Here is a 20,437-nt window from a genome sequence, read left to right on the forward strand (position 1 = left end):
GAGTAATGAAATTAAAAGATTTGTTAGAGGGAGTAGCTTGCGAGATCGTGCAAGGAGAGCCGGAAGCAGAAGTTTCGGCGATTCACTTTGATTCCCGGAAAGTGGGCAAGGGGGACGTTTTTGTTGCCCAAAGAGGGGTGAGTGTTGACGGACACGCTTTTATCGGTAAGGCAATTGCCGGGGGTGCGATAGCCGTGGTTTGTGAGGAGGTGCCGGAAAATTTGCCGGAGGGAATTGTCGTGGTGAAAACGGCGAATTCCTCGGAAGCGTTAGGATGGATGGCATCAGCCTATTACGGGCATCCGTCACGGAAGATGAAATTGGTGGGAGTAACGGGAACAAACGGGAAAACGACAACAGCGACGTTGTTGTACGAGGCAGCGCGTTTGTTGGGTAAGCGAGCCGGATTATTGTCAACGGTTTGTAACTACGTGGGGGATGAAAAAGTGCACGCGACACATACGACTCCGGATGCTTTGGAAATCAATTCTCTGATGAAACGGATGGTGGATGAAGGGTGCGAGTATTGTTTTATGGAGGTGAGTTCGCACGCCGCAGACCAACGCCGTATCAGCGGATTGGATTTTGACGGGGCGATCTTTTCAAATATTACGCACGACCATCTGGATTATCACAAGACATTTCGGGCATATATAGAGGCGAAGAAAGGTTTTTTCGACCGTTTGTCGCCGAAGGCTTTTGCTCTGACGAATACGGACGATAAGAATGGTATGGTGATGTTGCAGAACACGAAAGCGCGTAAATATACCTATTCGTGCAAGCGGATGGCGGATTTTAATTGCAAAACGCTGGAACGTCACCTGGACAGTATGCTGTTATTGCTAGACGGGAGCGAGGTGTGGACGAAGTTCACGGGCGATTTTAATGCTTATAATTTATTGGCAGTGTATTCGGCTGCACGGTTGTTAGGTTTCGATAAAGAGGAATTGTTGCCCGTGATGAGTATGTTGGTTCCGGTGTCGGGACGTTTTGAAACTATCTTGTCCCGTGAAGGGGTGATGGCAGTTGTGGATTATGCTCACACGCCGGATGCCTTGGAAAATGTGTTGTCGACGATAGGAGGTTTGAAGAAGGATGGGACTGTTATTACGGTGGTTGGAGCCGGGGGTGACCGTGACCGGACGAAACGTCCGGAGATGGCGGAGGTGGCTTGTCGGTTGAGCGACCGGGTGGTATTGACATCGGATAACCCGCGAAGCGAGGAACCTGCGGCAATTATAGAGGATATGCGTGCGGGCGTACCGGAAGATGCCCGGGACCGGGTGTTGGCGATAGCCGACCGGAAGGAAGCGATTCGCACGGCATTGATGCTGGCAAAACCGGGTGACATTGTTTTGGTTGCCGGGAAAGGGCACGAGGATTATCAGGAAATAAAAGGTGTGAAACATCATTTTGATGACAAAGAGGTTATAAAGGAAATATTTAAGTTGTAATACTATGTTTTACCACATATTTGATTATTTAGAGCAGTTTGATTTCCCGGGAGCCGGGATGTTCCAGTATATCACGTTCCGGTCGGCTTGTGCCGTCATTTTATCTTTGTTGATTGCTACCGTGGTCGGGAAGCGAATTATCCGAATCCTGCAAAAGCAACAGGTGGGAGAAGAGATTCGTGATCTTGGTTTGGAAGGACAAATGCAGAAAAAGGGAACTCCGACGATGGGGGGAATTATTATTCTGTTGGCAATATTGATTCCAGTGATCTTGTTTGCCCGGTTGGATAACGTGTATATTCAATTGATGCTTGTGGCAACGGTGTGGTTGGGATTGATCGGTTTTCTGGATGATTATATCAAGGTATTCCGGAAACATAAAGAGGGGTTGAAAGGACGTTTCAAAGTGATCGGACAGGTCGGTTTAGGACTGATCGTGGGGGTGACTTTGTACGTGAGTGACGATGTGGTGATTCGTGAGAAAGCGATGTTGTCTGAAGTGGGCGTGGTGACGAACACCGTGGACGAAGGCTTTTCGACGGAAAATAGCAAAACGGTATTGACAAAAGATGTTAAGTCGACCAGAACAACGATTCCTTTTTTCAAGAATAATGAATTTGATTATGCCTGGTTTGGCGCGTTTTTCGGGAAATATGCAGAACCTATCGGATGGTTGGTATTTATTTTGATTACGATATTTATCGTGACCGCGGTATCGAACGGGGCTAACTTGACAGACGGGCTTGACGGCTTGGCGACAGGGACTTCGGCGATTGTCGGTGCAACGCTGGGTATTCTGGCGTACGTTTCGGGTAATATGGTGTATGCCGATTATCTGAATATCATGTATATCCCGCATTCCGGGGAGTTGGTGGTGTTTATCGCTGCCTTTATCGGTGCCACGATTGGTTTCTTGTGGTACAATTCTTTTCCTGCCCAGGTATTTATGGGGGACACGGGAAGTTTGTCTTTGGGAGGTATTATTGCGGTGTTTGCCATCATGATTCATAAAGAATTGTTGATTCCTATCCTTTGCGGGATATTCCTCGTGGAGAATTTGTCGGTAGCGATGCAGGTAAGTTATTTCAAGTACACGAAGAAAAGATATGGCGAGGGACGAAGAATATTTTTGATGTCGCCTTTGCACCATCATTTCCAAAAGAAAGGGATTCCGGAACCGAAAATCGTGACACGTTTTTGGATCGTGGGAATTGCTTTGGCTGTGATAACAATCGTTACGTTGAAAATTCGGTGATTTAGAGATTTACGATTAAGTGATTATAATATGAAGAAGTTGGTTATTTTAGGAGGAGGAGAAAGTGGAGCGGGGGCAGCCCGATTGGGAAAGAAATTGGGATATGAAGTTTTCTTGTCAGACAAAGGAAAATTGGCTGATAAGTACAAGAAAGTATTGGAAGAATTAGGTGTGGAGTACGAGGAAGGACAACACACGGAAACGAAGATATTTGCAGCTGATGTTGTGGTAAAGAGTCCGGGAATTCCGGATAAATTGCCGATGATTGTCGGGTTGCGTGAAAAGGGAATCGAGGTGATTTCGGAAATCGAGTTTGCCGGGCGGCACTCGGATGCGAAGATGTACTGCATCACGGGAAGCAATGGGAAGACGACTACCACTTTGCTGTTATATCACATATTGAAAGAAGCCGGGTATGACGTGGGGCTGGCAGGAAATGTCGGGAACAGTCTGGCGGCACAAGTGGCGGATAACTTGCATCGCGTTTACGTGGTGGAATTGTCTAGTTTCCAACTGGACGGAATGTTCCGTTTCCGGTGCGACACGGCGATATTGACCAATATTACTCCTGACCACTTGGATCGTTATGACTATAAGTTCGAGAATTATGCTAATTCTAAGTTCCGTATTTTGAATAATATGAGAGCGGAGGATTTGTTTATCTATGGCAATGATTGTGATGTGGTACGGGAACGGGTGGAACGAGGTGATATCGTTCCGGAGATGGCTGATTTTACGTATTCGGGGAATGATGGTTTGAGTGCGTATACGGATGGAGATACGGTGGTAGCCTCTTGGAGGGAAAGGACATTCCGCATTGATAAGAAAGATATCACGATACAGGGACGGCATAACGTGTATAACGCGATGGCTGCAATATTGGCGGCATTAAAGGCGGGAGTGAGTGATGATGAATTAAGAAAGGGATTAACAACCTTTCCGCAGGTAGAACATCGTCTGGAAACCGTGGAAGTTGTCAATGGAGTGACTTATATCAACGATTCGAAGGCTACAAATGTGGATTCGGCATGGTACGCGCTGGATAGTATGCACGCTCCCGTGGTATGGATAGCCGGAGGAACGGATAAAGGGAATGATTACAGCGTTTTGTTTGACCTTGTGCGGGAGAAGGTGAAGTTATTGATATGTATGGGTGTGGATAATAAGAAATTGATTGATTCTTTTTCCCCGATTTGTGAAGTGATAGATACGCATAGCCTTGATGCCACGATGGAAGAGGCGTATCGTCGTGCCGTGGAGGGAGATGTCGTTTTGCTTTCCCCGTGTTGTGCAAGTTTTGATTTGTTCAAAAATTACGAGAATAGGGGTGAGTTATTTAAGGAAAAAGTAAGAGAGATAAAAAGACAGTGTGACTTGACAAGGAAGTAATAAAATCGTGAATGGCTATGAAAATAAGTTTGCGTTTAAAAGGGGATAGGATTCTGGGAGCTGTGGTGATCGCGTTGATGCTGATCTCCCTGTTGGTGGTGTATTCCTCCACGGGAAGCCTTGCCTTTCGTGTGCGGGGGGGGGATACCAGTTTTTACCTGATTAAGCAACTCTTTTTATTGGTGGGTTGTTATGGTGTGATCCTGTTGACGCAATCTTGCCATTATAAGTATTTACTTTCTTTTGCTTCGCTTCTTTTGTTGGCTTCCTTTGGTTTTCTGATATTGGCGAAAGTGATGGGAGCCACGTTGAATGATACAGACCGTTGGATAAAGATTTTCGGTATTTCTTTCCAGCCTTCGGAATTTGCCAAATTGGCTGTCGTTATATTTTGTGCCCGGGCAATAGCGTTCGAGCAGACGGAGAAAGGGTGTGACGATCATGTGTTGTTGCGGATGCTGTGGGTGCTTCCTGTTCTTGGTATGATTTTTATGGAGAACTTCTCGACGTCGGCATTGCTGGGGGGAGTCTGTCTGTTTATGTTGTTCGTGGGACGGTTGAATATGAGGACTTTCGGTAAGATTATCGGGAGTGGCGTGGTATTGATCGGCTTGTTGGTGGCGATACTCTTTATTGTGCCGGACAAGCAGTTGGCAAAGGTGGGACGTCTGTTGACTGTAAAAAGTCGTTTGGAAGCGTTTTTTGTTCCATCAAAGGCGAATAAAGATGATTCTTACCAATCAGACCAAGCGAAGATCGCTGTGGCTCGGGGCGGATTGTTCAAAATAGCGCCGGGGACAAGCGTGCAGCGTAATTTTTTGCCGCATCCTTATTCTGACTTTATATTCGCGATTATCGTGGAGGAGTACGGTTTGGGGGGAGCCGGGGTGGTTATGTTGTTGTATTTGATTATACTTTATCGCGTGGGAGTGATTGTCCGGCGCTGTACGAGAATGTTTCCGGCAATGCTGGTGACCGGGTTGGGATTGTGTATTGTATTACAGGCATTGATAAATATGGGGGTTTGCGTGGGATTGTTCCCCGTGACCGGGCAACCTTTGCCGTTAGTGAGTATGGGAGGAACTTCCCTGTTGTTCACGAGTGCGGCATTCGGGATGATATTAAGTGTCAGCCATACTTTCTCGGAAGAGGGAGAAGTGGAAGCGAAAGAGAAATTGAAGATGGCTACGATACAAGAAGAGAATGAAGAGATAAAATAAGATATATATGAAAAAGGTGATTATCAGTGGAGGAGGAACAGGAGGGCATATATTTCCGGCACTCTCGATCGCGAACGCTTTGAAGCGGTTGGATCCGGATATTGATATTTTGTTCGTGGGAGCAGAGGGTAAGATGGAAATGGAGAAAGTGCCGGAGGCGGGGTACCGGATCGTGGGATTGCCTGTTCGGGGGCTGCAACGGAAATTGACGTTGAGTAATCTGAAGGTTGCATGGAATTTGTGGCGAAGTCTGCGGAAAGCGAAACGCCTCGTGAAAGAATTTAAGCCAGATGTGGTAGTCGGGGTCGGGGGGTATGCCAGTGGTCCTATCGGGCGAGTGGCAGCTAAAGCGGGTATCCCGTTAGTCTTGCAGGAACAAAACTCTTATGCTGGGGTAACTAATAAATTATTGGCGAAGAAAGCGGAGAAAATTTGTGTGGCTTACGAGGGAATGGAGCGTTTTTTCCCGAAAGAGAAAATCATACTCACGGGTAATCCCGTGCGCAAGGATTTGCTGAACGCGTTGGGCGAACGGGAGGAAGGTTTTGCTTTTTACGGTTTAGACCCGAAGAAAAAAACGGTTCTTGTGACCGGGGGAAGCCTTGGTGCAGGTTCGATGAATAAAGCGATGGTGCGATGGTTGGAGCGTGTTGCCGGTTGGAAGGATGTGCAAGTGATTTGGCAGTGCGGTAGTTATTACCATAAACAGCTGGAAGCGGAGTTGAAAGATCGCTTACCGGAGAATATAAAATTCATGCCTTTTCTGAAACGGATGGATTTGGCTTATGCCTGTGCCGATCTTGTGGTGGCAAGAGCGGGTGCCGGAACAATCTCTGAATTGTGCCTGCTGGGGAAGGCTGTTGTGTTGGTTCCTTCACCGAATGTGGCTGAGGATCATCAAACGAAAAATGCGATGGCATTGGTAAACAAACAGGCTGCCGTTATGGTGAAAGATAGTGACGTGGTCGAACAGTTGGGCGATGTTATGGAGCGTTTGCTGACAAATGACAACGAGCGAGAAGCTCTCTCCGAACATATCTTGACGTTAGCCATGAAGGATTCGGACGAGGTGATCGCAAAGCAAATCTTAGAGATTGTTGGAATCTAAAATTTGAAATTATGGAAATTGGTAATGTAAAAGCGATATATTTCGTGGGTATCGGGGGAATTGGGATGAGTGCTTTGGCGCGTTATTTCAAGGTTATGGGATATGACGTGGCAGGGTATGATAAGACCGAGTCGCCTTTGACACGAAAAATGAGTGAGGAGGAGGGGTTTGATATTACTTACGAGGATGTCGAGGCAAAGATCGGGGAAGTCTTTCGGGATAAGGAACATACTTTGGTTGTTTATACTCCGGCTGTACCGGGGGAGAATCGGATATTGAGTTTCTTCCGGGAGAATGGTTACGCTTTACACAAGCGGGCGGAAGTGCTGGGTTTCCTGTCCCGTAGCAAGAAAGCGCTTTGTATCGCCGGAACGCACGGGAAAACGACAACCACGACGATGTTGGCGTTTTTGTTGAAAAATTCACACGTGGGATGCAGTGCTTTCTTGGGGGGAATATCCTCTAATTTCGGGACGAATCTGTTGATTGATAAAAATTCGGATTACGTGGTGATTGAAGCGGATGAATACGATCGTTCGTTTTTACATCTTCACCCGGAGATAGCTGTTATTACAGCCATGGATGCCGATCATCTGGATATATACGGGACGCACGAGGAGCTTTTGAAGGCTTTTGAAGAGTTCGCTTTACAAACGAGGGGAGAGCTTTTCTTGAGAAAAGGATTGGAGTTAAAAAGACGGGCGATTACCGGGCACTATGCCGCCGGGGAGAAAACGGATTATTATGCCGATAACTTACGGGTGGATAACGGTAGTTTCTTGTTCGATTATATCGGGAAAGATGTTGAAATCAAAGATTTGCGCTTGTGTTTTCCGGGAAGGGTAAACGTGGAGAATGCCACGGCTGCCATTACGGTAGCCTTGTACGCGGGAATGACTGCCGGGGAGATACGGGAAGCGTTGCCTTTGTTCAAGGGGGTAGCAAGGAGGTTTGACGTGCACGCCAAAAATGACCGAATCATTTATATCGATGATTATGCCCATCACCCGCGAGAGATCGAGGCATCATTGTCGTCGATACGGGAGATGTGGTCGGAGAAAAAATTGACGGTGGCTTTTCAACCGCATTTATATTCCCGGACAAATGATTTCTATCCCGATTTCGCGAAGAGTCTGAATCTGGCGGATGAGGTGATCTTATTGGATATATACCCGGCACGGGAAAAACCGATACCGGGAGTGACGTCAGCGTTGATTGCCGACCGTTTGACAGTGCCTTATGTCCGGGTGACGAAAGAAGATTTTCCGGCATACGTGCAGGAACACGTGACAGAAGGTGTTTTTATGACGGTGGGAGCCGGGGATATAGACCGCTTTATTCCGGTGTTTACCGAGATGTTTAACAAAGCAAATCGTTGATTTGACAAATGAAACGCATACTACCATACATATTATCTTGCATTTTGCTTGTTTACCTGATAATTGTGCTTACCTTTGTGGCGACAAAATTGGGGGAGGTAACATGTAGAGGGGTGCGGGTTGCTGTCAAAAATACGGATGTCAACGTGTTTGTGGACGAGGAAGATATTATGAAAGCGATAAAGAAGGGATACGGAGGCATAACAGACAAAAGTATTATGGCAGTAAATAAAGATAGTTTGGAAAGGGTACTTGTCAAAAATCCGATGATAAAGTCGGCTCAGGTTTACTACAGTTTAGACGGTTATATCCATGTAAATATCAAGCAACGTGAACCTGTTTTGAGAGTAATGACGGGTGAGGGTTACTACGTTGATAGTGACGGGAAAGTGATGCCGTTGTCTTCTAAGTTTACTTCCAGGGTTGTTGTTGCAACCGGTGATATTAGTACAAAATACGCGTGCGAGAAGTTAGGTCCGTTCGTAATGTCCTTGAGGGACGATGCGTTTTGGGATGCCTACATCGAGCAACTGGTAGTGAGATCAAACGAGGATGTCGTGATGATCCCCAAAGTGGGTGATTTCAGAATCGTACTCGGAAAGGTCGAGAATAGCCAGGAACGCTTGGACAAGCTGATGCTGTTTTTGAAGGAAGGTATTGCCAAGAAAGGTTGGAACCAGTACAAGGAAGTCAATTTGAAATTTGATAACCAAGTAGTTTGTGTTAGAAAATAAAAAATAGATATTATGGGATTTGTAGCTTCTTTAGATATGGGGTCTGAAAAAATGGTGATGGCTCTCGGTGAGGTTTCCGGGGGTGAGTGCCGTTTGGTTGGAATAGAGAGTGTTGCTTCTCAGGGTATCCACCGGGGGATGGTGGTCGATCGGCTTCGGGTGAAGTCTTGCGTGCAGCGTTTGTTGGAGAAATTCAAGCAAGAACACGAGATGCATATCGATGCATTAAACATTGCATTGGCAGGGGAGTGGGTGCAGCAAGTGGAAGACCGGGAAATATCAAAGTTTTCCCGTGTAAAACGAGTGGAAGAAGCCGATTTGCAGGAGTTGGAGAAAAAGTGCCGCAATAACGTGAATCTGGAGATGGAAGAGATTGTGGATGTCGTGCCTTTTGCTTATACGCTGGACGGAGAACCGGAGAGTGATCCGGTAGGCTGTGAAACCCGGCGTTTGGAAGTCGATTTCCATGTTTACGTGGCTAGAAAACGTATGTTGGAAGGCTTGCGCCAAGCTTTGAACGAATCCGGGGTTGAAAAGATTAATTTTTATTCGGCAGTAAGTGCCGCCCAGAAAGCTCTTGTGGCACGGGGACGAAAAGGAGTGAGGGATTTCGCACTGATCGATTTGGGTGCGGACAGTATAAAAGTGCACGTCTTCCAAGATGGAATGATCGTGTACGACGAGGTTTTGCCTCTGGGATGTAATACAATTGAGAAAGATATAAATACGGCTTTTTCCATCGAGAACATGGCGAGTGCGAAAAAGTTGAAACACGAATACGGAATGGCATTGCAAGCCGAGTGTAAAAGCCGGAAAATAATGATTCCGGACACGAAATACTGTATTGATATACAGGATATGGTACACGTGGAGCAATGCCGTTTGGAGGAGTTGTTGGAAGGAGCTATCTGGCAGATATTGAAAAGCGGTTATTACAAGCAATTGGAGGATGGTATATTGTTGACCGGTGGAGGTAGCCGGGTGCAGGGAATAGATGTCTTGTTGAATCGTTTGTCAAAGCATCCGATAAGTATGGCAAGCGTGTCAACTGTAAAATTCGCCAAGGAAACACCCTTGAAAACACCGGAGAACTTCACGGCTTTGGGGTTATTGCGTTGTGAACGCAAGGAACCGAAGAAAAGAGGTTGGTTTGATAGTTTTTTTTAAGAATAATGATATAACACTTTTCAGCTATGTTGAATGAAGATGCGTTATTGGATTTGAGGATTCCGGAACAGGATGAGTCGATTATTAAAGTGATCGGCGTCGGGGGAGGCGGTAGTAATGCCGTCAATCACATGTGCCGTCAAGGTATCCGGGGGGTGGAGTTTGTTGTATGTAATACCGATATACAAGCTTTGCGGATTAGTCCCGTGAAGAATAGGATACAGATTGGAAAGGAGCTTACCGAAGGACGCGGTGCCGGTAGTTTGCCGGAACGCGGGAAACAGTCGGCGATAGAAAGTCTGGATTACATCAAAACAATCCTCGAGCGGAACACGAAGATGGTGTTTATCACGGCAGGAATGGGGGGCGGAACCGGAACGGGTGCGGCGCCAGTGATTGCGAAACAAGCTCGGGAGTTGGGGATATTGACGATTGGCATCGTGACTATTCCTTTTAGTTTCGAGGGGCGCAGGCGCGTGGAGCAAGCCATGGAGGGTGTCGATGAATTGTCGGAATACGTGGATGCTTTGCTGATTATCTGCAACGAGAAATTGCGGGATATGTACGGCAACTTGAAATTGTCGAAGGCATTCGAGATGGCGGATAACGTGTTGACGATAGCGGCAAAGAGTATTGCGGAAATTATCACCTTAAAAGGATTCGTGAACGTCGACTTCGCGGATGTGGAGGTTGTGATGCGGAATAGCGGGGTGGCACTGATGGGAGCCGGGGAATCGGCGGGAGAGAATCGTGCAATGGAAGCCGTGCAGATGGCTTTGGAATCCCCGTTGCTGAATAGTAACGATATACGGGGCGCTTCCAATATATTGCTGAATATGTTGTACGGCTCGAAAGAGATTACGATGGATGAAATCACGCTGATTACCGATTACGTGAAAGAATTGGTCGGTCGGGATGTCGATGTGATTTGGGGAGCCGGAAAAGACGAGTCGCTAAATGAAGAATTGCACGTGGCGGTGATTGCCACCGGATTCAATAATTCTCCGGTAGACACGAAACGGAAAGCCCCCACGTTCAAAGTGGAGCGTGTGGACGATCTGGAAATGAAGTTGGAAAGCGCGAAAGAGGTAGAGGAAGAACAACGTCGTCGGAAACAACTGGCGGAAGAGAACCGTCGGTTGCGTCGGGAACAGGAAGACCAACAACGCCGGGTTGCCCGGGTGAGAGAAGAACGGGTGAGAAAGCCGTGGAATGACGATGAAGAGATGCGGGAGTTCGAGGATTCGGAGGACGAACCTCTGTTCAAACGGAAACGAAATATACGGGAACACAACGAAGAATATGACCGGGACTTCGAGCGGGAGAAAGGACGCAAGAGAGGATTGAACGAGGTGCCCGACGTGGATAGTTGGTTCAAGCGTAAGTTAGGAAATATGTTCAATGAAGATATGGGTAGGGATTCTGAAATGTAAAATGTATTGTCATGGTAGATGGATTGATCAATTTTAATCAGTACGAAGTGACGACACCTATTATCAAAGTGATCGGTGTCGGCGGAGGTGGCGGTAATGCTGTCGAATACATGTACCGGCAAGGAATTTGCGATGTGGACTTCGTGCTTTGCAACACGGATTCGCAGGCATTGAACCAGAGCCCGATAAAAACTCGTATTCAATTGGGAACCGGACTGGGTGCCGGCAATCGTGCCGAGGTCGGTGAGGCGGCAGCTCTCGAGAGCGTGGATGAAATCCGGGAGTTGTTGAGTAAGAATACGAGAATGGTATTTATCACTGCTGCCATGGGTGGCGGAACCGGAACCGGCGCAGCCCCGGTGATAGCCAAACTCTCTAAGGAAATGGGAATCCTGACCGTGGGGATCGTGACGATTCCTGCTCGTTTCGAGGGACCGAAGCGATTGGAGCAAGCCCGTGTCGGAGTAAGTAAGATGAAGGATTACGTGGATTCTCTTATCATCATTGATAACGAGAAAATACAAAGGATATACGGGCCGCAACCGCTTTCCTGTGCTTTTGGAAAGGCGAATGATGTGTTGAATATCGCGGCGAAAGGTATTGCTGAAATTATTACTTTGCCGGGATATATCAATGTGGATTTCGCAGATGTACGTACCGTTATGACTGATAGCGGCATTGCTATCATGGGTGCGGCTCAGGCTGGCGGGGAAGAACGGGCGCACCGGGTGATAGCGGATGCGTTGAATAGCCCTTTGTTAAACAAAAACGATTTGGCTGGAGCAAAGGATATTTTATTGAATATCACCTCGGGAACGGACGAGATTACGATGGACGAGATGAACGAGATTACCTCGTATGTTATTCGGGAAGTCGGGGATAATGCCGCGATTATATGGGGTGTGGGAACGGATGAATCGTTGGGGGATGCTATTTCCGTGACGATTATTGCCACGGGATTCCCGATGGACGACGTGGATACGATACCGATACCCGGTCCTAAAAATACGGTACAAGCAGAAGAAGTGACGGAACCCGGTAGAAAAAAGGAATTGGAAAAAGGAGCTATCAATTACGTGGAAGAACTGTTGAAGGAAGCCGACGTACTGCTTCAAGCCGATTTGTCACAGGAACAAATAAAAGAATTAGAGGAAACTCCGGCCTATACGCGGAGGCATATTAAAATAGACAGAACCTAGCGATTTTGGATTTTATGATTTTAGATTTTAGATTGGAAATCACAAGATGGTTTCAGTAAAAATTGAAGAAGCTTTGGAAAAGTTGTTTGCGACTTTTAATTGTAATCTAAATCGAAAATCGAGAGGGTAATTTAAAACAGTTTAATGGAAAAGTTTAGAGAATTAGGAGTAAGCGAGGAAATGCTTAAAGGAATCGCGGATTTAGGGTTTGAAACACCGAGTCCGGTACAGGAGAAAGCAATCCCCGTTATTTTAGGAGAAGAAAATGATTTAGTAGTATTAGCTCAGACCGGGACGGGAAAGACAGCCGCATTCGGATTGCCGCTGTTACAAAAAATTGAGCCGGAGTGGAATAATGTTCAAGTATTGATTTTAAGCCCCACACGCGAATTGTGCGTGCAGATTGGGAATGACTTGAGAAACTACTCCAAGTACCGTAAAGATATTCGTGTGACCTGTGTGTATGGAGGTACGGATATAAGAAGGCAGATCAAAGATTTGCAGAGAGGTGTGCACGTGGTTGTGGCTACACCGGGACGCTTGGTCGATTTGTTGAACCGGAAGGCAATCAACATTGAGAGTGTGTTTGCTGTCGTGTTGGACGAGGCAGACGAGATGTTGAATATGGGATTCCAGGAGGATTTGGATTTCATCCTGAGCAATACCCCCAAGGAGAAAAATACCTATCTTTTCTCGGCAACCATGCCTAAGGAGGTAGAACGGATTGCCCGGAATTATTTGGTAAATCAAAAAGAAATTTCTGTCGGTAAAAAGAATCAGGGAGCGGATACCGTATCTCACCAGTATTACATGGTGAGAGCCAAGGATTGCTACGAAACGTTGCGACGCATCGTGGACTGTGCGCCGAGTATGTACGCGATCATATTTACACGGACGAAAAATGATGCGCAGGATATAGCCAAGCATCTGCAACGGGACGGGATTGATTGCGATGCCTTGCACGGCGATTTGAGCCAGGCACAACGGGATAACGTGATGAACGCTTTCCGCGCAAAACGTTTGAAGGTGCTGGTGGCAACAGACGTGGCAGCCCGCGGACTGGACGTGGATAACCTGACTCACGTGATTAATTATAATTTGCCGGAGGACGTGGAGAGCTACACGCATCGTAGCGGTAGAACCGGACGTGCCGGAAAAGAGGGTATCTCGATAGCGATTATCCACTCGAAGGAGAAAGGAAAATTACGCCGTATCGAGAATATGCTCAAGAAACAATTCGAGTACAAGTCTGTACCGGGAGGAGAAGAAATCTGCCGGGCGCAGTTGGCGTTCTACGGTGATAAGATTCTTGCCTCGGAAGAATACGAGGATATGGACTTGTACGCGCAGGAAGTGTACGACAAATTTGCAGGACTCACGAAAGAAGAAGTGCTTCGTCATTTGGTTTCTTACGAGTTCGGTAGGTTGTTGAAGAAATACAAGAATACGGACGACTTGAATATCGAGGATGATGACCGGGGCGGACGTTCGGAAAGAGGCGACCGGGGAGGTCGTGACCGTGACCGCAGAGGACGGGGCGGAGATACCGTGTATAGCACCTTCACGTTGAATGTCGGACGGGAAGACGGGTTGACGCCGAAGGATCTGATGTCCTTGATTAACAAATATTCCCGTCGTCGGGGCATTGGTGTCGGAGGCATTCGTATTTTCGATACAGACACGAAGTTTGAGATCGATGAGGACAGTGCTTCAGACTTTGCTGTTGATTTCAGCAAAGTGCTCTTTAATGGGATTCCGTTAGAAATCAAAGCTATTCCTACGCGGGATCGTGGACGTCGCCGGGATGACCGGGGCAAAGGGGATTTCTCCGGTAGGAGAGAGCGTCGCTCAAGCGATCGCAATGATTCCAGAGATCGGGGTGGACGCCGGGATGACCGTAATGGTAATAGTGGCGGTAAACGTAGGGGCAGACCGGGAAGTGACCCGAAAAAGCCTAGAAATTTCAACAGATCCTCTTCCCGGAGCTAAAATAATTTGTAAATTTGAAGATGTGGAAAGCAAAGGCTAACTGCATCTTCAATTTTTTTCATTTTTAAATTGAGACGTTATGGAAGTTTACAGTGCTAAATTTGTGATAAGTAATTCGGACGTGAAGAAATGTCCGGAGCCAGACAAGCATGAGTATGCGTTTATCGGGAGATCAAACGTGGGAAAATCCTCGTTGATTAATATGCTGACGAACCACGGTAAACTTGCTAAAACATCCAGAGTCCCAGGGAAAACCCAGTTAATAAATCATTTCTTGATTAATGACGAGTGGTACTTGGTGGATTTACCGGGATACGGGTATGCCCGTTCTTCAAAATCGCAGCGGGCGCAGTTTAGCGGAATAATCCGCAATTATATCTTGAAACGGGAAAATATGGTCTGTCTGTTCGTGTTGATAGACAGTCGTCATGCCCCGTTGAAAATTGACTTGGAATTCATGGAATGGTTGGGTGAAAATGGCGTGCCCTTCGTGATGGTATTCACGAAAGCAGATAAGTTGACGACCACGGAACGCATGAATTGTATCGCCAAATACCAGGAAGGCATGAAAGAAACGTGGGAAACCATGCCGATGGCTTTTATGACTTCAGCCGAAACCAAAATGGGACGGGTGGAATTGTTATCTTATATTGAGGAACTGAATAAGTTAGAGATAGATTAAATGGATCCTATCGGATTATACCAATTGAATACTCTGGTGAAACAAGAATTGAAAAATCGTTTCCCGGATACTTTTTTGGTGGTTGCCGAGATAGCGGACGTGAAGGAAAACCGTTCGGGGCATTGTTATCTTGAACTCGTGGAGAAGCGGGAGGATGATGATGCCGTTATTGCCACGGCTAGAGCGACGATATGGGCGTTCACCTATCGGATGCTGAAACCTTATTTTGAAACCACGACGGGGAAATCCCTGCAACGGGGAATAAAGGTGTTGGTCAGCGTGGAGATCGTTTTTCACGAGCTATACGGTTATTCACTGAATATTAAGAATATTGACCCGACTTTCACGGTGGGTGACTTGGAACGTAAGCGGAAAGAGATTATAGACCGCTTGACACGCGAGGGAGTCATTGATATGAACCGGGAACTGGAACTGCCTCTGCTTCCGAAAACGATAGCCGTAATATCCTCCCCGACGGCGGCAGGATACGGAGATTTCGTGGATCAATTGCATCGGAATGTGTACGGGTATGCCTTTCACACGAAGTTGTTTCCTGCTGTTATGCAAGGGGAAAAAACAACGGAATCGGTCATTGCCGCACTGGAAAGAATATACGAGTACGAGGCGCTTTTCGACGTGGTTGTTATCATCCGTGGGGGTGGTTCGCAGACAGATTTGGGAAGTTTTGATTCGTATGATCTGGCGGCGAACGTGGCACAATTCCCTATACCCGTGCTTGCCGGTATCGGGCATGAGCGGGATGAAACCATTGTCGACCGGGTGGCGTACCGTAGCGTGAAGACACCTACGGCTGCCGCGGCGTTCCTGATCGAGCGATTTAACGAGGCGGAAGGACGTCTGGAAGTAGCCAAAGAGAGTCTGATGCGGGAAGCCAAACGGATATTGCAAGACGAGAAAACTCGTCAAGTGGTGAAGATCACGGAATTGAAACAATTTACCCGGCTGTTTTTGGAGAGTCAGGAAAATCGTTTGATGCTCGCGTCACAGCGAGCCGATCATGCTTCACAATTGTTTATCGGCAACCGGATGAACTATTTGGAGCAGCTAAAAGCGAAGGTCGAGGGAAAGGTCACGGAAATATTGACTGCAAATCGTTATTTTTTGGAATTGGCCGAAACCAAAATGAAATATGCCGATCCGAAAAACATTTTAAAAAAGGGATTTTCGATCACCCGGGTAAACGGAAAAGCCGTACGGGATAGCGTTCTCGTGCGGGAGGGGGATGCTTTGGAAACGGAATTGTTTAAGGGTATAATACGGAGTGAAGTAAAAGATACAAGTAAATAAAGAATAGTTATGGAAGAGAGTTTGACTTATAAATCAGCCATGGAAGAGATCGAGAACCTGGTAAAACTATTGGAAGAGAATAAGCTGGATGTCGATGAATTGAGGGAGAAAGTAAAGCGGATTGCCGTGCTTGTCGAGTTTTGCAAAGAAAAATTGCATAGCACAGAGGAAGAGGTGAATAAAGTATTGAAATCCATTGCCGAGTGATGAGATTTTGGGGAATTTTCATTTTCGTTCTGTTGATTTTTAACCGGGGAATTGCACAATCTCAGGAGGTATTGAATACCTTTTGGCAACAGAAGGAAATGAAACATGCGGCTATTGGCGTGAGCGTGAAGAATGTGGCTGACGGTAAAGTCGTGTACGAGTATAATGCCGGAATGTCCTTGCGTCCGGCTTCCGTGTTGAAACTATTGTCCACGTCTTTGGCTTTGAAGTTAAAGGGGGATTCTCTGACTTTTCACACAAAAGTATCCTACTCGGGGAAGATAAGGGATGGGCTACTTCAAGGAAATATAGTGATAGAGGCGGGGGGGGATCCTTGTCTTGATTCAAAGTATTTCAATGGGAATTTCTTGAGCCGTTTGGTAGATTCGATTGTCCGTCTGGGAATAAAACAGATAGAGGGAAATATAATCATAGAGAACGAAGGGCAACAACCTCTCATTCCGGGCTCATGGCTTTGGGAGGATGTCGCCAATTATTATGCGGCTTTGTATCATCCGTTTAATTACAGGGATAACACCTACACGATCAATTTGGCATCCGGGAAACCGGGTACCCGTCCGCATATCGTTTCTGTCATTCCGTCAGTACCGGGAGTGAAACTACGCAACGAGGTCGTGTCTTCCGTGAAACAACAGGATGACGCATGGATATATGGTGGACCGGAAGCATCTACTTTATCAATACGGGGAACCATCCCTGCCAATCGTTCGTCTTTTGCAGTGAAAGGGGCAATGCACCACCCGGCTTCCGTTTTCCTTGCGGAATTGGAAAAAGAATTGAAAAACAAAGGAGTAGTCCTGAAAAAGAAAAAAGACATTCTTACCGACCGACAAGAATTCTTCACGGTTGAATCTCCTTTATTAAAAGAAATCGTTTTTTACACGAACAAGAATAGCGTGAATCTATTTGCCGAGGCTCTCGGTGCTTTGGTGAGTCCTTCGGAATTTGAAACTGCGGTAAAAGAAGAATTAAACCGCATGGGAATAGATTCTTCGGGAATCACGATAAAAGATGCCTGCGGGCTTTCTACTTCAAACGCTTTACCCGCGGGAACAGTTACAGACCTGCTGGTGTGGGCGAACAAGCAGTTGGGTGATTCTTTTCTCGCTTCCTTGCCACAAGGAGGTGTCGACAGGGGCTTGCGGGTATATTCCGCCGATCCTGTATTAGGAGGTAATTTAAAGGCTAAAACAGGCTCTATGTTTGGAGTTCGTGCTCTATCCGGATATTTGCATACCCGAAGGGGAGAAGTATTGGCATTCACGATACTCGTGAATAGCTACACGGGTGACCCCGTGAAAGTGCAAAAGACGATACGGGATTTCTTGCGGGAATTGGCAATACAATAAAAAAGCCGGCTTGTAAGCCGGCTTTTTTTTATGTAGCAAAATAACATTATTCATTTTTGAACGTAGCGTCACCGAAAGCCAACATCGGTAACGTAACGAAACCGAAGAATATGGTAGCGATCGTGAAACCAACGCCTTTACCGAATTTGGCAAGGAATTCGTGCAACATGATAATGGAGAACACGAGGTTTGCAATCGGCACGAAAATAATGATTAAAAGCCACCACCACGGTCTGTTGATAATTTGAAGCATCACGTAAACGTTGTAAATAGGAATAATACCTTCCCAACCCTGTCTACCTGCTTTCTCGAAGATTTTCCACATGGAAACCAACATTAAAACGACGATAAGTAGATAAATCAATCCTAGCATAATTTTAAATTTTTAATTAAACATTTATAGTTTGAATCAATTCTTAATTCCACATTTCTAGTACCACATACTGAATACGGGGGCAAATGTATAAAAATTGATCTTTTCGGGAAAGTTTTTTGTGATATAATTATAAAGTTTTTACACTAGGCGGAAATAATATTTTAATTTCTTTTCTCGGTGTAAATTTCTTTTACTGTGTTTTTTTAATATATTTGTCTTGTTAAATGTGTGGCTATAATGAGTGTTTTTGAATCAATTGATAAGTTAGCAATTGTTGATTATGCGATAGAACATATTGATCGAGAGGTGTATGCTTTTCGACCGGATGGCGATTTAGTGTACGCTAATCGCTTAGCTAAGGCACGTTTCCATTTGCCGGATGACTTCTCGGACGTTTTTATTTGGGAAATCAACGAGGACGTTACTCCCGATTCATGGCCAGAGAAAGTCCGGATGCTGAGGGAAACGGAAGGGGTGGTTGAGGATATTCTTTATTTGCATCAGCCTGATGGTTCATGCCATATCTTGAAATTGATGGTACACATAGCGATACATTCTTCCGGTGACGAGTTAATTTGGATTTTTGGACAAGACATCACGCGGGACGTGGAGAATGAAAGCAAAATCAAAGAGTTGCATTCGATCATGAATACGGTGCTGGATAATATTCCCGTCTGTCTTTTCGTGAAGGATATTCATGATGATTTCCGTTACATCTATTGGAACAAGGCTTTTGAGCGATATTCCCATATCTCCCGGGAGCGAGCCATTGGTAAGACTGATTTCGAGGTTTTTCCCAACCGGAAGGATGCCGAACGTTTCCGGAAAGATGATAAGCGCCTGTTGGCTATCGGTAAGGATTGCGAATTTTTCGAGACTTACGAGGCAAATAACGGGGAATTGCGTACAGTGAAAACGTTGAAAACATTGGTATGCGGGGATAATGGGAGGCCTTGTTTCTTAGTCGGTATTTCGTGGGATATGACCGATATGAAGAACACGGAACAGGAATTAATCAAAGCTCGGGTGAAAGCGGAGCAATCCGATAAACTGAAATCTGCTTTTCTTGCCAACATGAGCCATGAGATCCGTACTCCGTTGAACGCGATTATTGGGTTTACCCGCTTGATTGCCGAGTCTGAGGATATGGACGAGCGGGAGTATTACATGAATATCGTTGAGGATAATTCGGAATTATTGACCCAATTGATTAATGATATTCTCGATCTTTCCAAGATTGAGGCGGGAAGTTTGGAATTTGTTTATAAACCCATGAACATCCGTGAGTTGTGTTTGAAAATACTGGAAGTGCACGGATCACGGATGAAAGAGGGTGTGAAACTAATATTTGACGAGCGGAGCGAGAACTTGTTCTTGTCGGCTGATGGGAATAGATTGTTTCAGGTTGTTTCTAATTTGATTATCAATGCTTCCAAGTTCACCACGAAAGGGTACATCCGTTTCGGGTACACGCTTGTCGGCGAATATGTCGAGTTCTATGTAGAGGATACTGGGTGCGGAATACCCGAAGATAAAGTGTCTACAATATTTGATCGTTTCACAAAATTGAATACCTTTGTCCAAGGTTCGGGATTAGGATTGGCAATATGTAAGATGCTAGTTGAAAAAATGGGTGGAGATATATCAGTCCAATCTGAAGAAAATGAAGGTTCTATTTTTAAATTTACAATTCCTTATCAAGAAATTGCAATGGAAACAGGGACGAACGATATGGAAAACAAAGAGACAAAAGAAAGTGTAAATGCTGGTAGAACAATTCTGGTTGCAGAAGATGTTGAAAGCAATTATCTTTTATTGAAAGCCATTATTGGAAAGATTTATACCTTAGTTCATGCGTGGGATGGACAACAGGCAATAGATATGTTCAACGAAACAAAACCAGACCTTATCTTGATGGATATTAAAATGCCAGTAATGGACGGTTTGGCGGCAACTCGTGCTATCCGGGCGGAAGCTAAAGATATTCCAATCATTGCGTTAACCGCTTTTGCTTTTGACGATGATCGCGTGAAAGCGTTGGAAGCCGGGTGTAATGATTATTTGACCAAGCCTTTGTCGGCAATCCTGTTAAAGGAAACTATCGCGAAATATCTGAAATAGTAGATAATAAAATAAAGTCCATAAAATCTATAAAACCAAGAGGTTC

Annotated in this window: 17 protein-coding genes; 16 read left to right on the top strand and 1 reads right to left on the bottom strand. The window is 45.8% G+C overall.

The window, feature by feature from the left end; all coding sequences use genetic code 11:
* Positions 1-5 precede the first annotated feature (5 nt).
* The 15 genes from BN8899_RS14240 to dacB all read left to right on the top strand — a co-directional run bounded on the left by BN8899_RS14240 (position 6) and on the right by dacB (position 17,894).
* A complete protein-coding gene (locus tag BN8899_RS14240) occupies positions 6-1,454 on the top strand; it encodes a UDP-N-acetylmuramoyl-L-alanyl-D-glutamate--2,6-diaminopimelate ligase (RefSeq protein ID WP_065219926.1) in 1,449 nt (482 codons plus the stop codon).
* Between the two features lie 4 nt (positions 1,455-1,458).
* Positions 1,459-2,709 (top strand): phospho-N-acetylmuramoyl-pentapeptide-transferase, encoded by a 1,251-nt coding sequence (mraY, locus tag BN8899_RS14245; RefSeq protein WP_018336891.1) that lies wholly within the window; start codon positions 1,459-1,461, stop codon positions 2,707-2,709.
* A gap of 30 nt (positions 2,710-2,739) precedes the next feature.
* Entirely contained in the window at positions 2,740-4,098 is a 1,359-nt protein-coding gene (gene murD, locus BN8899_RS14250) for a UDP-N-acetylmuramoyl-L-alanine--D-glutamate ligase (protein WP_065219927.1), read from the top strand.
* Between the two features lie 17 nt (positions 4,099-4,115).
* Positions 4,116-5,318, top strand: a complete 1,203-nt coding sequence (locus BN8899_RS14255) for an FtsW/RodA/SpoVE family cell cycle protein (RefSeq protein WP_231932369.1) — start codon at positions 4,116-4,118, stop codon at positions 5,316-5,318.
* 7 nt (positions 5,319-5,325) lie between these two features.
* Positions 5,326-6,426, top strand: a complete 1,101-nt coding sequence (murG, locus tag BN8899_RS14260; RefSeq protein ID WP_065219928.1) for an undecaprenyldiphospho-muramoylpentapeptide beta-N-acetylglucosaminyltransferase — start codon at positions 5,326-5,328, stop codon at positions 6,424-6,426.
* Positions 6,427-6,437: 11 nt separating this feature from the next.
* Positions 6,438-7,805: a UDP-N-acetylmuramate--L-alanine ligase gene (gene murC, locus BN8899_RS14265; RefSeq protein ID WP_018336887.1), complete on the top strand. Its 1,368-nt coding sequence runs from the start codon at positions 6,438-6,440 to the stop codon at positions 7,803-7,805.
* Between the two features lie 77 nt (positions 7,806-7,882).
* Entirely contained in the window at positions 7,883-8,539 is a 657-nt protein-coding gene (locus BN8899_RS14270) for a cell division protein FtsQ/DivIB (RefSeq protein WP_231932375.1), read from the top strand.
* Between the two features lie 12 nt (positions 8,540-8,551).
* Positions 8,552-9,706: a cell division protein FtsA gene (gene ftsA / locus BN8899_RS14275; RefSeq protein ID WP_018336885.1), complete on the top strand. Its 1,155-nt coding sequence runs from the start codon at positions 8,552-8,554 to the stop codon at positions 9,704-9,706.
* A gap of 26 nt (positions 9,707-9,732) precedes the next feature.
* Complete coding sequence (gene ftsZ / locus BN8899_RS14280) at positions 9,733-11,139, top strand: cell division protein FtsZ (RefSeq protein ID WP_018336884.1); 1,407 nt, start codon at positions 9,733-9,735, stop codon at positions 11,137-11,139.
* 11 nt (positions 11,140-11,150) lie between these two features.
* The gene (gene ftsZ, locus BN8899_RS14285; RefSeq protein WP_018336883.1) at positions 11,151-12,338 is read left to right on the top strand and encodes a cell division protein FtsZ; all 1,188 of its coding nucleotides are present in this window, start codon (positions 11,151-11,153) and stop codon (positions 12,336-12,338) included.
* A gap of 144 nt (positions 12,339-12,482) precedes the next feature.
* On the top strand, positions 12,483-14,327 hold the full coding sequence (locus BN8899_RS14290; RefSeq protein ID WP_018336882.1) for a DEAD/DEAH box helicase: 1,845 nt from the start codon (positions 12,483-12,485) through the stop codon (positions 14,325-14,327).
* 79 nt (positions 14,328-14,406) lie between these two features.
* Positions 14,407-15,009, top strand: a complete 603-nt coding sequence (yihA, locus tag BN8899_RS14295) for a ribosome biogenesis GTP-binding protein YihA/YsxC (RefSeq protein WP_065219929.1) — start codon at positions 14,407-14,409, stop codon at positions 15,007-15,009.
* The gene (gene xseA / locus BN8899_RS14300; RefSeq protein ID WP_065219930.1) at positions 15,010-16,317 is read left to right on the top strand and encodes an exodeoxyribonuclease VII large subunit; all 1,308 of its coding nucleotides are present in this window, start codon (positions 15,010-15,012) and stop codon (positions 16,315-16,317) included. It abuts the gene before it with no gap.
* A gap of 9 nt (positions 16,318-16,326) precedes the next feature.
* Positions 16,327-16,524: an exodeoxyribonuclease VII small subunit gene (xseB, locus tag BN8899_RS14305; RefSeq protein WP_018336879.1), complete on the top strand. Its 198-nt coding sequence runs from the start codon at positions 16,327-16,329 to the stop codon at positions 16,522-16,524.
* Positions 16,524-17,894, top strand: coding sequence for a D-alanyl-D-alanine carboxypeptidase/D-alanyl-D-alanine endopeptidase (gene dacB / locus BN8899_RS14310; RefSeq protein ID WP_065219931.1), 1,371 nt, complete (start codon positions 16,524-16,526; stop codon positions 17,892-17,894). Before xseB ends, dacB begins: the two co-directional genes overlap by 1 nt.
* Positions 17,895-17,940: 46 nt before the next feature.
* Here the strand turns inward: dacB and BN8899_RS14315 are convergent, their stop codons facing one another.
* Entirely contained in the window at positions 17,941-18,267 is a 327-nt protein-coding gene (locus BN8899_RS14315; protein ID WP_018336877.1) for a DUF5684 domain-containing protein, read from the bottom strand.
* A gap of 240 nt (positions 18,268-18,507) precedes the next feature.
* Here BN8899_RS14315 and BN8899_RS14320 point away from each other — a divergent pair, with 240 nt between their 5' ends.
* On the top strand, positions 18,508-20,391 hold the full coding sequence (locus BN8899_RS14320; protein WP_018336876.1) for an ATP-binding protein: 1,884 nt from the start codon (positions 18,508-18,510) through the stop codon (positions 20,389-20,391).
* Positions 20,392-20,437: the final 46 nt, after the last annotated feature.

The sequence above is a fragment of the Butyricimonas sp. Marseille-P2440 genome (genome assembly GCF_900091675.1).
GTDB classification, from domain to species: Bacteria; Bacteroidota; Bacteroidia; order Bacteroidales; family Marinifilaceae; genus Butyricimonas; species Butyricimonas synergistica.